The sequence below is a fragment of the Mycobacterium sp. E342 genome (assembly GCF_001667665.1).
Classification (GTDB): Bacteria; Actinomycetota; Actinomycetes; order Mycobacteriales; family Mycobacteriaceae; genus Mycobacterium.
The window spans coordinates 1-20,125 of record NZ_LZJM01000088.1; the positions used below are offsets into that span (position 1 = coordinate 1).

Annotated in this window: 10 protein-coding genes; 7 read left to right on the top strand and 3 right to left on the bottom strand. The window is 64.7% G+C overall.

The features are described 5' to 3' along the window. Together A5692_RS05775 and A5692_RS05780 are read right to left on the bottom strand one after the other, a co-directional pair. Positions 1 to 7,477, bottom strand: a 7,477-nt coding sequence (locus tag A5692_RS05775) for a non-ribosomal peptide synthetase (protein WP_068053236.1), incomplete at its 3' end; no start/stop codon positions are given. Positions 7,478 to 7,517: 40 nt separating this feature from the next. Then, positions 7,518 to 7,748, bottom strand: a complete 231-nt coding sequence (locus tag A5692_RS05780; RefSeq protein ID WP_067919218.1) for an MbtH family protein — start codon at positions 7,746 to 7,748, stop codon at positions 7,518 to 7,520. Between the two features lie 991 nt (positions 7,749 to 8,739). Between A5692_RS05780 and A5692_RS05785 the strand changes: the two genes are divergently transcribed. The 7 genes from A5692_RS05785 to A5692_RS05815 all read left to right on the top strand — a co-directional run bounded on the left by A5692_RS05785 (position 8,740) and on the right by A5692_RS05815 (position 18,697). Further along, the gene (locus A5692_RS05785) at positions 8,740 to 9,159 is read left to right on the top strand and encodes an MmpS family protein (RefSeq protein WP_065442357.1); all 420 of its coding nucleotides are present in this window, start codon (positions 8,740 to 8,742) and stop codon (positions 9,157 to 9,159) included. After that, a complete protein-coding gene (locus A5692_RS05790; protein WP_082962390.1) occupies positions 9,156 to 12,059 on the top strand; it encodes an RND family transporter in 2,904 nt (967 codons plus the stop codon). Before A5692_RS05785 ends, A5692_RS05790 begins: the two co-directional genes overlap by 4 nt. 141 nt (positions 12,060 to 12,200) lie before the next feature. Further along, positions 12,201 to 15,113, top strand: a complete 2,913-nt coding sequence (locus tag A5692_RS05795; RefSeq protein ID WP_068053238.1) for an RND family transporter — start codon at positions 12,201 to 12,203, stop codon at positions 15,111 to 15,113. Positions 15,114 to 15,213: 100 nt separating this feature from the next. After that, positions 15,214 to 16,161: an ATP-binding cassette domain-containing protein gene (locus A5692_RS05800; RefSeq protein ID WP_156765943.1), complete on the top strand. Its 948-nt coding sequence runs from the start codon at positions 15,214 to 15,216 to the stop codon at positions 16,159 to 16,161. After that, positions 16,158 to 16,898, top strand: coding sequence for an ABC transporter permease (locus A5692_RS05805; RefSeq protein ID WP_068053241.1), 741 nt, complete (start codon positions 16,158 to 16,160; stop codon positions 16,896 to 16,898). Before A5692_RS05800 ends, A5692_RS05805 begins: the two co-directional genes overlap by 4 nt. Before the next feature lie 98 nt (positions 16,899 to 16,996). Next, entirely contained in the window at positions 16,997 to 17,689 is a 693-nt protein-coding gene (locus A5692_RS05810) for an ABC transporter permease (protein ID WP_068053306.1), read from the top strand. Positions 17,690 to 17,701: 12 nt separating this feature from the next. Then, positions 17,702 to 18,697 (top strand): glycosyltransferase family 2 protein, encoded by a 996-nt coding sequence (locus A5692_RS05815; RefSeq protein WP_068053244.1) that lies wholly within the window; start codon positions 17,702 to 17,704, stop codon positions 18,695 to 18,697. A gap of 113 nt (positions 18,698 to 18,810) precedes the next feature. Here the strand turns inward: A5692_RS05815 and A5692_RS05820 are convergent, their stop codons facing one another. After that, positions 18,811 to 19,806 (bottom strand): rhamnan synthesis F family protein, encoded by a 996-nt coding sequence (locus A5692_RS05820; RefSeq protein ID WP_082962394.1) that lies wholly within the window; start codon positions 19,804 to 19,806, stop codon positions 18,811 to 18,813. Positions 19,807 to 20,125 lie beyond the last annotated feature (319 nt).

Genomic DNA, 20,125 nt, shown 5'->3' on the forward strand with positions numbered 1-20,125 from the left:
CCCGGGCGCGGGCGACGACCTGCATCGACAGGATGCTGTCGCCGCCGAGGTCGAAGAACGAGTCGTCGACGCCGACCCGCTCCACCCCCAGCACCTGGGCGTAGATGCCGGCCAGGATCTCCTCGATGGCCGTGCTCGGCGCCCGGTAGTGGTCGGCGTCGGAGTATTCCGGTGCGGGCAGCGCGCGGGTGTCGAGTTTGCCGTTGACCGTCAACGGCAGCGCCTCGAGCACCACCACAGCCGTGGGCACCATGTAGGCGGGCAGCCGCTCCCCGAGCTCGTTGCGGATCTCGGCCGGGTCGGCGGTACCGGTCACGTAGCCCACCAGCCGCTTGTCGCCGGGGCGGTCCTCGCGGGCGATCACCGCCGCCTCGTTGACGCCGTCCAGGCCGGCCAGGGCCGCATGCACCTCACCGAGTTCGATGCGGTAGCCGCGGATCTTGACCTGCTCGTCGGCGCGCCCCATGTACTGCAGCTGGCCGTCGGCGCCCCAGCGCACCAGGTCCCCGGTGCGATACATGCGCGCGCCGGCGCCGCCGAACGGGCACGCCACGAACCGCGTCGCGCACAGCCCCGAGCGGCCCACGTACCCGTACGCGAGCCCGCGGCCGGCCACATACAACTCGCCGACGACACCCTCGGGCACCGGCCGCAGCCAGCCGTCCAGCACGAAGAAGCCCAGGTGGGCCAGCGGCACGCCGATAGGGCTGGCGTTGCTGTCGACGTCGCCGTCGACGATCTCCCGGAACGAGGCGTGGACCGTGGTCTCGGTGATGCCGTACATGTTGATCAGCCGCGGCAGCCCGGGGTGGTGGTGCAGCCACTTCCCCAGCTTCTGCGGCTCGAGCGCCTCGCCGCCGAACACCACGGTCTGCAGCTTGAGCTGCTGGCCGAGCTCGGGCGCGAGCGAATCGGCGGTCTGCAGCGCGTAGAACGCCGACGGCGTCTGGCTCAGCACGCTGACCTGTTCGCGGACCAGCATCGCGTGCAGCTCTTCGGGCGAACGCACCACCGCGTCGGGCACGATCACCAGCCGGCCGCCGTACAGCAGCGACCCGAAGATCTCCCACACCGAGAAGTCGAAGGCCAGCGAGTGGCACTGCGTCCACACCTGACCCAGCGCCAGCTGCGCGTCCAGGGACTCCAGCAACTGGGTGACGTTGCGGTGCGGCACCGCAACCCCCTTGGGGGTGCCGGTGGTGCCGGACGTGTAGATGATGTAGGCGATGTCGTCCGGCGACGGCGCGGGCAGCCCGCCGGTGGGCTGGCTCGCGACGGCGGGGTCGTCGAAGTCGATGATGTCCAGGTTCGAGCCGTCGAGCCGCGACCGCACCTCCGCGGTGGTGACCGCGGCGATCGGCGCGGAGTCGCCGAGCACGAACTGCATGCGTGAGTCCGGCACCGTCGGGTCGACCGGCACGTAGGCCGCGCCGGTCTTGAGGACCGCCAGGATCGCCACGACGGCCTCGGCTGTGCGCGGGAACAGCACCGCGACGCGCTCCCCCGGGCCGGCGCCCCGGCCGGCCAGCAGGTGCGCCAACCGGTTCGCGGACTCCTCGACCTCGCCGTAGGTCCACGACCGGTCGCCGTAGGTGATGGCCACCGCCTCCGGCGCGCGGGCCGCCTGCGCGGCGAACAGCTCCGGAATCGATTCCAGCTTGGGCGCCGCCTCGGACAGCACCGGCCGGTTGCCCCACTCGTCGAGCCGGTGGTGTTCGGCGGCGTCGAGCAGGTCGATCGAGGACAGGCGCCGCGAGGGATCGGCGGTCATGGCCACCATCACCTGCTGCAACCGCTCGATCAGCGTGTGGATGGCGGCGGCGTTGAACACCTCGGTGTCGAATTCGACGCGCAGGCTCAGTTCGTGACCCGGCGAGGCCACCACCGACAGCGGGTAGTGGTTGAACTCCCGGCTGCTGAAGTCGGTGACGGCCAGCTCGTGGACGCCCAGCAGCGCGCCCGCGTCGATCGGGTAGTTCTCGTAGAGGAAGAGGGTGTCGAACAGCTGGTCGTGACCGGTGACTCGGTGGATCTCGGGCAGGGCCAGGTGCTCGTAGTCGACGGTGTCGTTGTGCAGGCGTTGCAGCTGGTCCAGCAGGTCGGCGACGGTGGTGGTCGCGGTGATCCTCGCCCGCACCGGCACCGTGTTGATCAGCAGGCCGACCATCGAGTCCGCGCCGTGCAATTCGGTGGGCCGTCCGGAGACCGCGGTGCCGAAGGCCACGTCATGCTGGCCGGTCATCCAGGTGAGCAGCTGCGTCCACGCCCCCTGCAGCACGGTGCTGATGGTGGTGCGGCACGAGCGGGCCAGCTCGCCGAGCGCCTTCGTGGTCTCGGCGGGCACGTGGAAGGCGGCGACGCCCCGACGGCCGATCTGTCCGGGCGGAGCCACCAGGGTGGGGGTCTCGAACCCGGCCAGCGCCTGCGCCCACGCCGCCTGCGCGGCGGCGCGGTCCTGATTGGTCAGCCAGGTCACGAAGCTGCGGTACGACGGGGCGGCGGGCAGCCGCTCGCCGTAGTAGCTGGCGAAGACCTCCTGCAGCAGGACGGGCAGCGACCAGCCGTCGACGACGATGTGGTGGATGGTCAGCACGAACCGGTGCCGGTCGGGCGCCGTGCGGATCAGGATGGCGCGGAACGTCGGCTGATCCGCCAGGTCGCAGACCGCGGCGCGTTCGTCGGCGCACAGCCGGTTGACCTGGTCGTCGACGTTGCCGGCGTCCAGCTCGACATAGCGCCACGCCATCTGCGGATCGGCCGGGATGACCTGCACCGGCTCGCCGAAGTCCTCGGTGAACCGGGCGACCAGGTTGGGGTGCCGCTTGACGGCCGTGTGGACGGCCTCGCGCAGCCGCGCCGCGTCGAGGGCGCCGCTGACGGTGATGCCCAGCTGGACCGCGTACAGGTCATCGGTGACCTGCCCGAAGGAGGTGTGGAACAGCAGCCCTTGCTGCACCGGGGTCAGCGGCAGCACGTCGGCGACGCCGCCCCGCCGGCAGAGGGCGTCGAGTTGGTGCTGGGTGAGGTGGGCGGGCGCGATGTCCGACGGGGTCAGCCCGCCGCCGCCGGCACGGACGTGCGCGCAGATCCCGGCCAGCGCCTCGAACCACAACCGGCTCAACCGGTTGACGCGCTCCTCGTCCAGCGCCGAAGGTGCCCACGTCCAGTTGGCCTGCAGGTGCGGGCCGGCGTCGGTGTCCATGGTGCCGGCGTTGAGCTCGACGGTGTGCGCCAGCGGCATCGGCACCGCGGTCGCCACGGCCGCCACCGCCAGGCTGTCGTGGCTGACCCGCCACAGCTCGTCGGAGAGGTCGGCGCCCGCGCCGAGCCGTCCCAGGTAGTTGAACCCGATCACCGGGTCGGGCCCGTCCAAGTCCACGTCGTCGTTGAGGTAGCGCAACAGCCCGTAGGTCAGGCCGTCGGGCAGGGCGCGCAGCTGTTCCTTGGCGGCCTTGATCACCGGTCCCAGCGCGGCCTCGCCGGCCGCGACCTGCGACCAGTTCAGCCGGCCGCCCTTCAAAGACACGGGGTATTTGGTGGTGAACCAGCCCACGGTGCGCGACAGGTCGACCCGGGGAGCCAGTTCTTCCTGACGCCCGTGGCCCTCCACGTCGATGCCGATCGGCGCCGCGCCGGTGCCCAGGAATTCCGCGAACGCCAGGCCGAACGCGATCAGCAAGATGTCGCCGACGCCGGCGTGGAACGCGGCGGGCACCTCACCGAGCAGCAACCGGGTCGTCTCGACGTCCAGCGAGACCGACAGCTGACCCGCAGTGACGTAGGTGTCGACGTCGGGCTGCGCCGCCGGCAGCGCGGCCGGGGTGGCCGCCACCTGTCGCCACTCGTCCGCCCGGGCCACCACGTCGGCCCGCTGGGCGTGCTCGGCCAGCAGTGTCGACCAGCGGGCGAACGACGTCCCGGGCGCCAGCAGGGAGATGGGCTGCCCGTTGTGATGCTGGGCCCAGGCAATGTTGAAGTCTTCCAACAGGATTCGCCACGACACCCCGTCGACCGCCAGGTGGTGGATGATCAGCGCCAGCTGACCGGTGGACTCCGCCCAGGCCGCGCTGACCATCACACCGGCGGCCGGGTTCAACCGCGACCGTGCCTCGGCCAACGATTCGTCGGACAACGCGTCGACGGCGTGCACGCAGCCGCGCGCGTCCACCGCGCCGACCTCGGGCACCTGCAGCGACCAGCCGCCCGCGCCGTCGTCGTCGGCGCGCAGCCGCAGCGCGGCATGGCGATCCAGCAGCGCCTGCAGCACCGCCACCACGTCGGCCTCGGTCGCTCCGGCCGGCGCCTGCACCACCATGGTCTGGTTGAACTGCTCGATCGGGCCCTCGATGCCGTGCAGCCACCGCATGATCGGGGTGGCCACCACCGGCCCGACGCCGTCGTCGGCCGCGCCGCCCGCGCCGTCGACCGCCACCTCGGCCACCCGGGCCAGGCGGGCCACCGACTGCTCGACGAACACATCGCGGGGCCGGAACAGGATCCCGGCCGCCCGCGCCCGGGCCACCACCTGCATGGACAGAATGCTGTCGCCGCCGAGGTCGAAGAACGAGGCGTCCACGCCGACCCGCTCCAGGCCCAGCACCTGGGCATAGATGTCGGCGAGGATCTCCTCGACCGGGTCCTCCGGGGCGCGGTATTCCGCGGTCGCGTATTCGGGTGCGGGCAGGGCGCGCTTGTCGAGCTTGCCGTTGCCGGTCAGCGGCAGGGTCTCCAGCACCACCACCGCGGCCGGCACCATGTACGGCGGCAGGCGGTCGGCCAGCGCGGCGCGGATCGCGGCCGGATCGGCCGTGCCCGTGATGTATCCGACCAGGCGCTTGTCGCCGGGACGATCCTCGCGGGCGATCACCGCGGCCTGGTCCACCCCGTCGAGGCCCTTGAGCACCGATTGGATTTCGCCGAGCTCTATGCGGTAGCCGCGGATCTTGACCTGCTCGTCGGAGCGGCCGAAGTATTGCAGCTGCCCGTCTTCGCCCCAGCAGACCAGGTCGCCGGTGCGGTACATGCGCGCGCCCGGTCCGCCGAAGGGGTTGGCGACGAACCGGGAAGCCGTCAGGCCGGCGCGGCGCACGTACCCGATCCCGACGCCGCGGCCGGCCAGGTACAGCTCGCCGACCACGCCGGCTGGTACCGGCTGCAACCACTTGTCGAGGACGAACATCGCCGCCCCGGCGATCGGCGAACCGATCGGCACCACGGCTGACCCGGGGGTCAGCGGCTTGCTGATCGACGCGCACACCGTGGTCTCCGTGGGCCCGTAGGCGTCGAGCATCACCCGCCCGGGCGCCGCCCACCGCTCCACCACGTCCGTCGGGCAGGCTTCGCCGGCCACCACCAACGCGGTGGACTCCAGGCCCTCCGCCGGCAGCATCGCGACCGACGACGGGGTCTGCGTGAGCACGCTGACCTTCTCCGCGACCAGCAGGTCGTGCAGCTCTTCCGGGGAACTCGCCACCGACTCGGGGACCACCAGCAGTCGCCGGCCGCGCAGCAGGGCGCCGAAGATCTCCCAGACCGAGAAGTCGAAGGCCGAGGAGTGGCACTGCGTCCACACCTGCCCCTTGGGCAGGCCGGCGTCGAGCGACTCGATCAGCCAGGTGACGTTGAGATGGGGAATCGCAACGCCTTTGGGGGTTCCGGTGGTTCCGGAGGTGTAGATGATGTAGGCGATGTTCTCCGGGGCCGGTGCCGGGAGCGGCGTGGCGGGCTGGGCGTCGACCGCCGGGTCGTGGACATCGACGACCAGCAGGTCGTGGCCGTCCAGCCGCGAACGCAGGTCGGCCGTGGTGATGACCGCGCTCGGCGCCGCGTCGGAGAGCACGAACTCCATGCGCGCCGCGGAGTGCGCGGGGTCGATCGGCACGTAGGCCGCACCAGTCTTGAGCACCGCGAGCATCGCCACGATCGCGTCGGTGCACCGGGGGAACATCACCGCGACGCAGCCACCCGGGCCCACCCCGTGGCCGGCCAGCAGGTGCGCCAGCCGGTTGGAGGCCTCGTCCAGTTCGGCGAACGTCAACGACTTGGCGGAGCAGGTCACGGCCGGCGCATCGGGCGTCCGCTGCACGTGTTCGGCGAACGCGACCGGGATCGACACCGGGGCGGGCACCGGTTCGGCCAGCGCCGCCCGATTGCTCCACTCGTCGAGCTTGGCCGGCTCGTCGGCGGCCAGCAGGTCGATCGACGACAGCCACCGCTCCGGGTCGGCGGTCATCTCCTCCAGCACCTGCTGCATCCGGGCCGCCAGATCGGCGACACCGAAGTCGGCGAACGGCTGGCCCGGCCCCGCGGTGCTCAGGAACATCTGATCGCCGGAACCGAGGAAGAACAGGCTGAAGTGCCCCACCGGCCCGTGGTTGGTGTAGGTGGCGGTCGCCGGCGATCCGGCGAGGTCGAGGGTGAGCCGCATCGGGAGGAAGTTGATGCCGACCCGGCTCGCCGCCTGCCGGAGGCCATCGCTCTCGAGGGTGTGCACGGGGAACCGCTGGTGGTGCAGCAGCTCCCGGATGCGAATGTCGACGTGTTTGCAGAAGTCGGCGACCGTGCCCGTGGGCGGGGTGTCCAGCACCAGCGGCACCACCCCGGCGAACATCCCGGGAAGGGTTTTCGACTCCGGGCGCACCCGCCGGCTCACCGGGAAGTCGAGCGCGACCTGCGAGCCGCTCCCCGACCACGCCCGCACCAGCAGCGCGCAGGCCGCGGTGGTGACGGAGAACCGGCGGATGCCCAGCTTCTTGGACAGCTCCTTGATCCGGGTGGTGACGGACGGGTCCAGCTGGACGGAGGCGGACGGCGAATAGTGGTCCCGGCCGCTCGGGGCGTCGGTGGGCCGGTCAACCCACGAGGTCTCCGGCGGCAGGTTGTGGCTCCAGTACTCCTTGTCCTCCTGATAGTCGGAGGACGCTTCGTACTCCGACTCCAGGTCCACCAAATCCTGGGCCGAACCGAAGTAGGCGTCAGGAATGGGTTTTCCGGCAGCCATGGCCGAATAAATCGTGGCGACTCGACGGCATACCAGCGCCATTCCCAATCCGTCGATTGCGATGTGGTGGCAGCAACCGAACAAATAAAACTCGGCAGCCTGTGTCTGGAACAACACGAATTGGAACAGCTGACCGTTCAATGCCATCGGCGTGCGCTGGATGGACGACGCGATGGCGCGGGCTTCCTGCACGGGATCCGGCAAGGACGTCAAGTCGTGGAAAGTCAGTTCGACGTTCGGGTAGTCGATCGGCTTCTGCACGACGTGCCCGTCGACCTCGAAGAACGAGACCCGGCCGGCCTCGGCCTCCGCGACGGTCTGGGTGAGGGCGCGCTCAAGCGCGTCCCGGTCAACCGGACCCTCGATCTTTATCAAGAGGCCAAGCTGCCACTCCGTGCCGACGAAGCCCGTTTCCTGCGAGAGCCAGATGTCAAGCTGCCCGCGCGTCAGCGGAAGTGCGCGATCACCATCTCCCATCGACTCCCCCAAAGCTCCATCCGCCCCATACCCCGACTCGTTACTGCTCAAAACCCCGACCCGATGCGAGCTTGTCGCGCAGACTCTTTGGCCGAATGTCGGGCCAGTTCTGTTCGATGTACTCCAAGCACGCAGCGCGATCCGTCTCCCCGTACACCACTCGCCAGCCGGCTGGAACATCAGCGAAGGCCGGCCACAGGCTGTGCTGCTCCTCGTCGTTCACCAAGACGAAAAAGCTGCCGTTGTCGTCGTCGAACGGATTGATGCTCACGGTTCTCCAGGATGCCTAGTTGACATGAGTGGAACGGTCCAAACCCTACTGGAGGCACCAGCGTGCCGCCGTGATTTGGACAAAGTTCCCGGTGTGACCTGTCAGGCTCTTAACGCAGCCTAAGAATTGGACTGGTGGGCTGCGCAGCTGCCGCCGTTGGCAGCTGTGACCTGCAACAAAGGCCCACCGGTGCGGTTGGCGATTGGGCGTGGTCGACCTTCAAGGACGATGCAATTTTGGGTGGTTGTCACCGGCCAGGATACCGGCCCTGGAGCAACCGCGAAAATCACCACGAGGCGAACCGGCGGCGGCGGCGAGAACATCGCGGAAACGGGTGTGACGACCCACTCTGGGAGCGTCCACCGGCTGCCACGCAAGGTGGCCCCGCGAACCCATTGACTCCGGGCGGCGATCGTCGTTAGCTGACTAGGGCTGCTGATCACTCAGCGGGCTTCGGCCGCCGGGCGCATCGTGGGTGGACGTGTGCCGTTCCGGACTGCGTGGACTGCTCGGTGACAACCGGGTGAATCATCCGGCCGAAAGATCGAAAAAGTGCCGTTACGCATGCGGTATGCATTACGATCCCGTATCTCGTTGCCGAAGGGCTGATACGGAGACGATTGGCGTGGTTTACTCATGAAGACTCGGTCGCGCTCCCCGGGGGCGGGGCTCGTATGAGGTGCCGAAGCACGACTAGTCTGCGACGTACACCGCATTCGGAGTGCCCTCACCTGGCGTATCGCTTCCAACGTGTAACAGCTTGTTAGGGCCGGCGGAATAACAAGACGACGTGAAACGGGTAGAAGGGGGTGCGGTGACCGAACCCGACGTGCGGGCCCGGCCCGGAGACGCGACGGAAGGCCGCGACAGTGGCCAGCCGAATGGTCGCCGACGTGGCTTCTTGGGCATTGGTCGCCAATCTCCGACTGGCCCTCAGCGGCCGGTCGGACGCCAACAAACTCATCCCCGCGGAGCGGGAATCATTGCCGCGCTGAAGCGGCTTTGGATCCCCCTTCTCATCGTGGCCGTGGTCGCCGCCGGAGGCTTGACCGTGTCACGGTTGCACGGCATCTTCGGCTCCGAGAAGCGCGAGTCATACGCCGACACCAGGATCAAAGACACCAAGCCTTTCAACCCCAAGCACATCAGGTACGAGATTTTCGGTCCGCCGGGAACAACTGCCGACATCAGCTATTTCGACGTCGACGGTAACCCGGTGCATGTCAACGGACAGCCCGTGCCATGGTCTTTCGATATTTCCACGACGCTGCCGTCAATCTTGGGAAACGTTGTGGCACAAGGCAATGGCGACATGCTCGGCTGCCGCATCGTGGTTGACGGGGTTGTCAAAGCCGAGAGGGTTTCGCACGAATTGAACGCGTTCACCTACTGCATGCTGACGGCCACATGAGCGACGTGCATAGCGACGACGTGCATATGGAAAATGGCCGCCAGTCAAGGCCGTTCATAGCGCGGATGATCCATGCGCTTTCGATACCCATCATCTTGGGATGGTTGGGGATCGCCGTCATCGTGGCGCTCGGCGTTCCCCCACTGGAGCAGGTCGAGGCGGAGAATGCGGTCCCGCTGAGTCCCGTTGCCGCACCGTCGTTCAAGGCGATGGAGCACCTGGGCCAAGACTTCAAGGAAACGAACTCCGGCGCTTTGGCGATGATCGTCCTGGAGAGTCAGCAACCCCTGGGCGACGACGCGCACAAGTACTACAACCAGTTGATCCATGAGTTGCGAGCCGATAAGCACGTGCAGAACGTCCAGGACTTCTGGGGCGATCCGGTCACGTCGAAAGCCGCGGAGAGTGCCGACTCAAAGGCCGTGTATGTGCAGGTCCAGCTTGCCGGCACCCAGGGTGGTGCCGCGGGAGACGAATCGGTAGCGGCGGTTCGGCAAATAGTGGCGCGAACGCCCACGCCGAACGGCTTGAAGGCCTATGTGACGGGCCCCGCGCCAACAGTGGCGGATATGAACATCGCCGGTCAAAAGACCGTCATGCTGGTCACCGTCACGAGCCTCGCGGTGATCTTCATTACCCTGCTTCTCGTATACCGGTCGGTCTTGACGGTAATTCTTTTGCTGCTGATGGTCGGGCTGCAATTGCAGGTGTCACGTGGAATAGTCGCGTTCCTCGGTCATCTCCAGCTATTGGGCCTCACCACATTCGCCGTCAACCTGCTGGTCGCCGCGGTCATCGCGACGGGAACCGACTACGGGATATTCTTCGTCGGGCGATATCAGGAAGCACGTCAGGCCGGCGAAGACAGAGAAACGGCTTTCTATACCACGTTCGGCAGTGTGGCCAAGGTCGTGTTGGCTTCTGGGTTGACGATCGCCGGGGCGGTTTTCTGCCTCAACTTCACCCGGTTGCCGTATTTCCAGCCCCTCGGCATCCCTTGCGCCATCGGTATCACCGTTGCGGTTTTGGTTGCGCTGACGCTCGCGCCGGCGCTTCTTGTCGTGGCCGGCCGTTTTGGCGTGTTCGATCCGAAACGGGTAATTACGACCCATCGCTGGCGGCGGATCGGCACGGCGATCGTGCGGTGGCCCGCGCCCATTCTCGTCACGACCCTTGCGATCGCGCTTATCGGTCTGTTGACCCTGCCGAATTACAACCCCAGCTACGACGATCAGAAATTCATCCCCACCGATATTCCCGCGAGTGTGGGAAATGCTGCCGCACAGCGCCACTTTCCTCAATCGCGAACGATGATGCCCGAGATTTTGCTGCTCGAGAGCGATCACGATCTACGAAATCCCGCCGACATGATCGTTTTGAACAAGGTGGCCAAAGGCGTTCTTGCCGTTCCGGGTGTTTCCACCGTGCAGTCGGTCACCCGACCCGAGGGCATCCCCCTCGAACACACGACGATCCCCTGGATCGTGAGCATGTCGCAGGCCAGCCAGCAGGTGAACATGGCCTTCCAGAAAGACCGCATGGACGACATGCTCAAGCAAGCCGAAGAGCTGGGCAAGATGATCCAGATCATGCAGCACATGTATGGCCTGATGAAGGAGCTCGTCGCCACGACCCATGACATGGTCGGCAAAACGCACGAGATGCAGGAGATCACGGACGAACTGCGTGACAAGATTTCCGACTTCGAAGACTTCTTCCGGCCGATCCGGAGTTACTTCTACTGGGAACGGCACTGCTACGACATTCCCGTATGCTTTTCGATCCGATCGATATTCGATGGGCTCGACGGCGTAGACGAGATAACCGACAAGCTCAAAGAGCTGGTGGCGGATCTGGACCAACTCGACGTGCTGCTTCCGCAAATGGTCGTTTTGCTGCCGCCCATGATCGAAAGCATGCAGAGCATGCGCACCATGATCCTGACCATGCACAGCACCATGGGCGGCGTCATGGGCCAGATGGAATCGCAGGGCAATAATTCGGCTGCGATGGGGCAGGCTTTCGACCAATCCCGGAACGAGGATTCTTTCTACCTGCCGCCGGGGATTATCAACGACTCGGAGGCGTTCAAGCGGGTCGAGAAAATCTTTATGTCACCGGACGGCAAAGATGTCCGCATGCTCATTTCGCAAAAGGGTGATCCAGCTACGCCCGAAGGCCTTTCGCGCGTGGAGCCCATCAAGACCGCGGCCGAGGAGGCGCTCAAGGGGACTCCTTTGGAGGATGCCAAGATCTACCTCACCGGCACCGCGGCCATCACGAAAGACATCGTGGACGGCTCCAAATGGGACCTCTTGATCGCGGGAGTCGCCGCAATTTGCCTCATTTTCATCATCATGCTGATCATGACGCGGAGCTTTATCGCGGCGCTGGTGATCGTCGGTACGGTCTTGCTGTCAATGGGTGCGTCGTACGGGTTGTCCGTGCTCGTCTGGCAGTATCTTCTTGGCCTGCAACTACACTGGACGGTGCTGTCGACGTCCGTGATCGTCCTCTTGGCGGTGGGGTCGGACTACAACCTGCTGCTGGTCTCCCGAATGAAAGAGGAATTGGCCGCCGGTATCAACACCGGCATCATCAGGGCGATGGCCGGCACCGGGAAGGTCGTCACCAACGCCGGCCTGGTGTTCGCCTTCACCATGGCTTCGATGGGTGTCAGTGACCTGCGCAGCGTCGCCCAGACGGGTACGACGATCGGGTTGGGTCTGCTGTTCGACACGTTGGTCGTGCGCGCATTCATGACGCCATCCGTCGCCGCGTTGCTGGGACGCTGGTTCTGGTGGCCGCAACGCGTGCGTCCGCGACCCGCCAGCTCGTTGCTTCGGCCGTTGGGGCCCCGACCTTTGGTGCGCTCGCTGTTGCTCAAAGAGCCGCTCTAACTGCCGGACTTCCACTTTCAGCACAGGGATCGCGACCGTGGGGAACATCGTGACACAGGACAACAGGGACGGCATGCACCGCTGCGCCGCAGTGAACGGTGCGGTCGAGGCCGCGAGCGTCCCGCATCGGCTGAGGGCCGCATGACCACCGAGCACGCTCGAGCCCCTTTCTTCGCCCGGAGCATCCGTAGGCTTTCGGTGCTCATCGTGCTGGCGTGGGTGGCGCTGACGCTGCTGGTGACCTTCGGTGTTCCCTGGCTGGAGACGGTCGGTCGCGAACATTCGGTGCCATTGGCCCCTCAGGACGCACCGGCGGTCCAGGCCATGCAGCGCATGGGCAGGGACTTCAAGGAGTCCGATTCGGACAGTATTGCGATGGTCGTGCTGGAGGGGCAGCAGCGCCTCGGGGACGACGCTCATACGTACTACGACCAATTGGTCCACGCGCTAAAAGCCGACCCGAAGCACGTCGAGCACGTACAGGATCTGTGGGGAGACCGGCTGACGGCGGCGGGTGCGCAAAGTGACGACGGCAAGGCCGTCTATGTGCAGATAAATCTCGCAGGCAACCAGGGCACGACGCTGGGCCAGGACTCCATTGCCGCGGTCCGCGCTATCATCGCGCGGACACCCCCGCCACCGGGAGTCAAGGTCTACGTCACCGGCCCGTCAGCGCTGTTGTCGGATATGCAGCAGGCCGGTGACCGATCGATTCTGAAGATGACCGCGGTGGGCGCATTCATCATTTTCGTGGTGCTGCTCTTCGTCTACCGGTCGATTTTCACCGTAATTTTGTTGTTGGTCACCGTGGGGATCGAGGTCTTTGCCGCCAGGGGGATCGTGGCGTTCCTCGGCGATCACAGTCTCGTCGCGCTCTCGACTTTCGCCGTGAACCTCCTGGTAGCCCTCGCGATGGCGGCGGGAACCGACTACGCGATCTTCTTCTTCGGCCGATATCAAGAGGCACGTCAGGCCGGCGAGGACCGGGAGACGGCCTTCTACACCACCTACCGCGGGGTCGCTCCCGTGGTCTTGGGGTCCGGTTTGACGATCGCCGGCGCGATGTTGTGCCTGGGTTTCACCCGGATGCCGATCTTCCAGACCATGGGCGTGCCGTGCGCCGTGGGCATGCTCGTGGCCGTCGTGATCGCGCTCACGCTGGTTCCCGCGGTTCTCACCATCGGGAGTGGCTTCGGGCTCTTCGACCCCAAGCGTGTTCTCGCGTTCGGCCGATGGCGCCGCATCGGCACGGCGATTGTCCGCTGGCCCGCGCCCATCCTCGCGGCGACGATCGCCGTCGCGATCGTGGGTCTGGTGACGCTGCCCGGCTACCAGACCAGCTACAACAACCGGTTCTACATGCCCAATGACATTCCGGCGAACGTTGGATACGCGGCCGCCGATCGTCATTTCTCTCAATCGCGAATGATGCCCGAAATCGTGATGATCGAATCGGATCACGATATGCGCAATCCCGCGGATTTTCTGGTCCTGCACAGACTTGCGAAGGCGATATTCAGGATTCCGGGCATCTCTCGGGTGCAGGGAATTACCCGGCCTGAGGGCACGCCCATTCAGCACACGTCGATACCGTTCTTACTGCAAATGCAATATTCGGTTATGCAGCAAGATCAGAAATACATGAAAGACCGTACGCAAGACATGCTCCATCAGGCTGACGTGATGTCCTTTCAAATCGCGACGATGAAGCGTATGTACGCATTGCAGAAGCAGATAACGGCAATTACGCACGACTCGATCGCCAAAACCAAAGAAATGCGCGACGTTATATCGGACCTCAGAGGCCACCTCTCCGATTTCGAAGATTTCTTCCGACCGCTTCGGAGTTACTTCTACTGGGAGCGGCACTGCTACGACATTCCCATCTGCTGGTCGCTGAGGCATATCTTTGAGACGCTCGACGGTGTCGACACGCTGAGCGATAAGCTGGATGCGCTCATCGTCGATCTGGACAAGATGGATGCGCTGCTGCCGCAGCTGCTCGAGATTTTCCCGCCGTCAATCGCAATCGCGGAAGACGCGCGGAACATGTTGCTGACCAGTTACAGCACCATGAACGGGACGCTTGGGCAGATGGAAAACCAAAAAGAGAATGCCACCGCCATGGGCGCGACGTTCGACGCCGCCAGGGATGACGATTCCTTCTATCTGCCGCCCGACATCTTCAAGAACGAAGACTTCAAAAAGGCGATGAGTCAGTTCCTTTCCCCAGACGGGAAAGCGGCTCGATTCATCATCTCGCATAAGGGCGATCCCGCGGCGCCCGAGGGCCTCGCGCGTATCGGTAAGATACGGACGGCGGCCGAGGAGGCACTCAAGACCACACCACTGGAGCCGTCCAAGATCTATATCGCCGGCACGGCATCGACATTCAAGGACTTCCGCGACGGCTCCACCTACGACCTCTTTATCGCGGGAGTCGGTGCGCTCTGCCTCATTTTCATCATCATGCTGATCATCACGCGCAGTTTTGTAGCCTCACTGGTCATTGTCGGCACGGTGGCGCTGTCGCTCGGCTCATCATTCGGGCTCTCAGTACTGATCTGGCAATACATCCTGGGCGTCAAACTGTACTGGATGGTGCTGCCGATGTCGGTGATCGTCCTCTTGGCGGTGGGGTCCGACTACAACCTGCTGCTGGTATCCCGGATGAAAGAGGAAATGGCCGGCGGCATCAACACCGGCATCATCCGGGCGATGGGCGGCACCGGTAAAGTCGTGACCAATGCGGGCTTGGTATTCGCATTCACGATGGCCTCGATGGCGGCCAGCGACCTGCGGATCATCGGTCAGGTCGGTACCACCATCGGCCTGGGGCTGTTGTTCGACACCTTGATCGTCCGCTCCTTCATGACACCGTCCATTGCCGCGCTGCTCGGACGCTGGTTCTGGTGGCCCCAGATAGTTCGTCCGCGCCCCGCGAGTCAGATGCTTCGGGCGGAGGGGCCGCGCCCGCTGGTGCGCTCCCTGGTGCTACACCGAGAGTTCAGCGACGACACGCCCACAACCGAGATCCCGAGACCGTCCGTCTAGGATGGCCGGTCGCCACCGCAGGGAGCAGCAGCAAACTTTCGATGCCTGGCATGCTCCAACACGGCCAACGGCGGGCACCGACCATGAAATACTCCCTACTGTGAGACCATTGGCGATCGAGGTTGAAGGCCTCACAAAGACATTCGGACGAGACACGATCGCGCTGAATGGGGTGAGCTTTTCGATTCCGGCGGGGACGGTGTGCGGCCTCCTCGGCCACAACGGCGCCGGCAAGACGACCACCATCAACATCCTCTCTACGCTGATGCGCCCCACTTCGGGGCGTGCCAGCGTCGCGGGGTTCGACATCGTCCGCCAGGCCGCCCAGGTACGCGCCAGTATCGGGATGGCCGGGCAATTCAGCGCGATGGACTTGATGCTGACCGGCCGGGAAAACCTGGTGTTGTTCGGCAGGCTGCGCGGCCTGCGTCGCCAGCAGGCAAAGGCCCGCGCCGACGAGCTGATCGAACAGTTCGGCCTGGTCGCCGCCGCCGACCGGCGGCTATCCACCTATTCCGGCGGCATGATGCGGCGCGTCGACCTCGCCAGCGCCCTGGTGGTGCCGCCGAAGGTGCTCTTCCTCGACGAGCCGACCACGGGCCTGGACCCGCGCAGTCGCCGCGACGTGTGGACCCTGGTGAGCTCGTTGGCCATGCAGGGCATCACTGTGTTGCTTACCACGCAATACCTGGAAGAAGCTGACCTGCTGAGCGACTCGATCGTCGTCATCGACCACGGACAGGTGATCGCCAGCGGCACCGCCGAGGACCTCAAGCGCAGGGTAGGCACCAGCTACTGCCAGGTGACCCCGGCCAATCCGGCCGACCTAACGCATGTCGTGACGGCGTTGAACGGGCTCAACGGGATCGATATCGACGCTGACACGAGCTCCGTGTCGGTGTTCGCCCCAGACGGGGTGGCCACATTGGGTGAGGTGTTTCGCCGGGTCGACGCCGCCGGCGTCGAACTCGCCGACATCTCCTTGCGTAAACCTTCGCTTGACGAGGCGTTCCTGCACCTCACGGAGCGGACCGTCACCCGATCATGAGCGCCTTGGCCGCCCTGACTGAGCGTTCGCTGATGTCCGCGGCGCGCGACGGCGGGCTGATCTTCGAGATTGCCTCCCCCGCCGCCTATTTGGCAGGCTTCACAGTCGCGCTGCACGGCCTAATCGACACCGGCAGCGTGAGTTATTCGCAGTATCTGCTACCCGCGGTGGTCGTCCAGTCAGTGGTCTTCGTTGCGCTGATGACCGCGGACCGCGCGGCACGCGATCATCTGAGTGGGCTCGGCGAGCGGTTGGCGACACTACCGATCGCCGCGGCAGTCCCGGTGAGCGCCCGCTTGGTGGCCACTCTGATGCGCGCCGCACTCACCCTCATGGTGGCGATGCTCACCGGCTATGCCTTCGGATTCCGGATGGCCGGCGGACTGGGCTACGCGGCAACCTTCGTGCTGATCGCATTGCTGTTGTGCCTGGCCGTGGCGCTGGGGGCCGACGCGTTGGGATCAAGTACAGACAGTATCCAGGGCGCTAGCCACCTGGTGTTTATCCCCCAATTGCTGCTGTTCATGCTGTCCACCGGAATCGCCCCCGAGAAAACCTTTCCCGGCTGGCTGCGCCCGTTGGTACGCAACCAGCCGGTCTCACAATTCGCCGAAACACTGCGCGGCCTGGCCGGGGGGCATGTGGCCGTTGGCAACTTGGTAGCCAGTCTGGCCTGGTGCGTGGGTATGGTACTGGTCTTCGGCGCAATCACGCTGCGGATGCAGAGGCGCATCTAGTGGTACCGCAAACCGCGACACAAAGCTCACTGCTAACGCAGAGCTGGGTGCAGGCCGGTCGACTCCTCACCCGGTGGCGGCGCGACAGAGCGGTGCTCATGGCGTCGCTGCTCTTTCCCGTCTCGCTCATGGTCGTCTACCAAGTTGTATTGGGCGACCAAGTGCACAAGGTCACGGGCGCTGAAAGCGTCTACGGCCTCGCCCCGATGTGCGCTGTGCTGTCCGCGCTGTTTGGCTCCCTGGGCAACTCGGTTGGCATTTCGATCGACCGTCAGTTAGGGGTCATCAGCCGGATGTGGGTACTGCCCGTACACCGGGCAAGCGCGTTTGCCGGACTGCTGACCGCCGAGGCCGTGCGTGCGTTCATCGGGACGGCGTTGATCACCGCCCTCGCGATGGCAATGGGGCTACGGTTCACGAACGGCTGGCCCTCGGCGCTGCTATACATTCTGATCCCCTCGATCGTGGTAACCGGATTTGCGGCGCTCGTAGTCGCGCTCGCTCTTCGCACCCATGGGCGCGGCGCGATGACCTGGCTGCTGGGTATAACCTTCTCGCTAGCGTTCGTCAACCCCGGTATCACTCCAATCAAGCTATTCCCGCAATGGTTTCAGCCGGTGGTCCGCCTGCAGCCGATATCGCCGCCGATCGAGACCATGCGGGCACTCGCCCACGGCGGCCCCCTCGCGGGGCCTCTGGCGATGACGCTCATCTGGGCTATCGGACTGCTCGCGGTATGCACGCCGATAGCCGTGCGCGGCTATCGGAAAGCCGCTGAGTCCAGCGCATGAGAGGCGCTCAGGGTGCTTCCCGACCGGCTTAACGACGCGCAGTTCAGTCCCCTGATCTCCGTGTGCGTGCCGATGTACAACAACAGCAAGACGATCGAGCGTTGCCTGCGCAGCATCCTGGATCAGGATGGCGTCGAATTCGAGATCGTGGTCCTCGATGATCAGTCGATTGATGATGGCGCCACCATTGCCGCCACACTGCTCCGAACGGGAGATCGACTGATAAGCAATGAGTCTCGCCTAGGCCTCAACGGAAACCATAATAGGTGTCTGACACTCGCCCGCGGCGACTATATCCAGTTCGTCCACGGCGACGACTGGCTACTCCCTCACGCCCTGCGGACGCTGGCCCGGTGCTTCGATGACCCAAGTGTCGGTATGGCCTTCGCGCCCAGGCGCGTGGTGAGTGAGAACATCCCCAAAGGGTCGCGACAGCAGGTACCAAGCAAACTCCACACCTTGTTCGCGAAATTGAGAGAATACAACCGCGGACCGTCGCTGGTCCTGCAGATAGTAGGCATTTACGGCGCGAGCGCTAATCTGATTGGCGAACCGACCTGCGTCATGTTTCGGCGACAACTGGCAATCGATGCTGGCGGCTTGCGCGACGACATCCATCAGACCGTCGACTTGGATTTCTGGCTACGACTGATGCTTCGGTCCGCGGTCTGCTTTGTGCCACAGGAACTTTCAGTCCGATATCACACGGCCGACACAGAGACCGCGCACATCAAGCGCGCTCAACGGCACTGGCTCGACCAGCTACGTATTCTCACCTGGATGATCGTGGATCCCGCTTCTACCAACGCTATTCGGGGGGCCGCGACAGTGTGGTGGGTTGCCAGGTGGCTGACGCTGTTAGGTGTCGTCTCGGCGTTGGGGCCGGAGCGGCGGGCACGTCTGAAGACTTTGGCGCTGGCGCCGGTCCGTGAATTTGCCCGCGCGCGACGATTCCGGGAGGGGCTGGCGAGTGAATCGCGGCGACCTAAATCACTCGGCGGGTCGTAAGGGATCGAGATATTCCATTGTCGCGGTAGCTATTTGGAGTGTATCCGCTGTCGCAACCCGTTGACCGACCGGATCACTCTCCCCTATCCGATGCCCCGCAATGGCTACAGCCGTTAAGGCGTACCTGAAGGCTTGACCCACGAAGGCGCCCCGCAGCCGAGCCTGTCCACGTTCGATTGGATCAGTTCGTAGGGATAGGCGGTGTGCTGCTCGATGAAGTCCTGCAAGCGTGCCATGGAGTCATGCCACGGCTCGTTATAGCGCGGCAGGATCGTTTTGAGGAAGGGGAATCGGAGGTGCTCAATCAGTCCGTCCCAGAAGTAAAGCGTGTTGTTGACAGGTGGCCCGGAGAACCTGCCCGCCCACTGATGCGCGGGTGAGCGGCCATAGGCTTCTTTGATGGCATCCAGAGCAACGAACGGCTTGATGGTGAGCCCTGCGCGACGAGCACGCTTTGACAACCCGATCTCGTAACGCCGGATAAGGGCGTCTTTATCGACGATGTACTGGAAGCCATCCCAGAAGTCGTTGAGGAAGGGGCGGGTTCGCGAGTTCAGCTCCCAAGCGAGGAAAAAGGACTGGAGGTGCAGGCCCAGCTCGGCACTTTCGATGGCGCCGTACATGTCGGCACCGCGAAACGAGCTCCACATTTCTTCGATGGGAAAAAGCGGACCGAACACACTGTCGTTGGCGAGGACGAAGCGGTCGAACTGATCGAGCGACCAGCCGTGCTGTCTGAGGATGCACCACGCGAGATGCCAGGAGCCGAAATCGAACGATAGCGTGCGGCGAGTGTAGATGCCGGCACAGAGAGAGCGGATGGGAGCGACTGACTCCGGCGTGAGGTTGGGTGAGCCAGAGACAAAAACGATAGATGCCCCGAGTCCGTGCAGCGCCTTCAAGTAGTACGCGACATAAGGATCGAGGACGCCCTGGGGATCAAAGTGTGCAAACAGAACGAGGGTGCGACGAGCGGGGGACGGCTCCGTTGGGAGCTCCTGGTGGGTTTCGCAAACGAAGCGCAAAGCATCGCGGGTCACGCGGTAGCGGGCAGCAGCCAGAAACGAAGTCCGGTTGGATTTCGTGGGCAGTATCCTCGCAAGTTTCACGGTGACCTCATGGTGCTTGGTGCGTGCTCATCCGGAAGTGCCAGAATTTAGGACCTTTTCCTTGTGGGAGCGAAGGAGCCTGTTCGTGTGGCGACCATATCAAGATCCACATTCAACGTGACCGAGTGGCTTCGGTCATTCGGTTTGGAGCCTTCTTGCGCCATCCTGGCGCAGTTCGACCTCACAGGTGGTGATGGTTTTGACTGCCCCGAGGCTAGCGGTGAGTCATCGAATTCATTTGCGAGTGGGCGAGTTCGGCTGTGGAACACGGATGACTGGAACAACCGAGCTGAGGGGGAATCGCCAGCTTCCTGGATCT

Excerpts from the sequence above, each read along its gene's own strand:
- A5692_RS05790 (WP_082962390.1), top strand. The coding sequence starts at position 9,156 with ATGAGCGACGTGCATAGCGACGACGTGCATATGGAAAATGGCCGCCAG.
- A5692_RS05795 (WP_068053238.1), top strand. The coding sequence starts at position 12,201 with ATGACCACCGAGCACGCTCGAGCCCCTTTCTTCGCCCGGAGCATCCGT.
- A5692_RS05805 (WP_068053241.1), top strand. The coding sequence starts at position 16,158 with ATGAGCGCCTTGGCCGCCCTGACTGAGCGTTCGCTGATGTCCGCGGCG.
- A5692_RS05810 (WP_068053306.1), top strand. The coding sequence starts at position 16,997 with ATGGCGTCGCTGCTCTTTCCCGTCTCGCTCATGGTCGTCTACCAAGTT.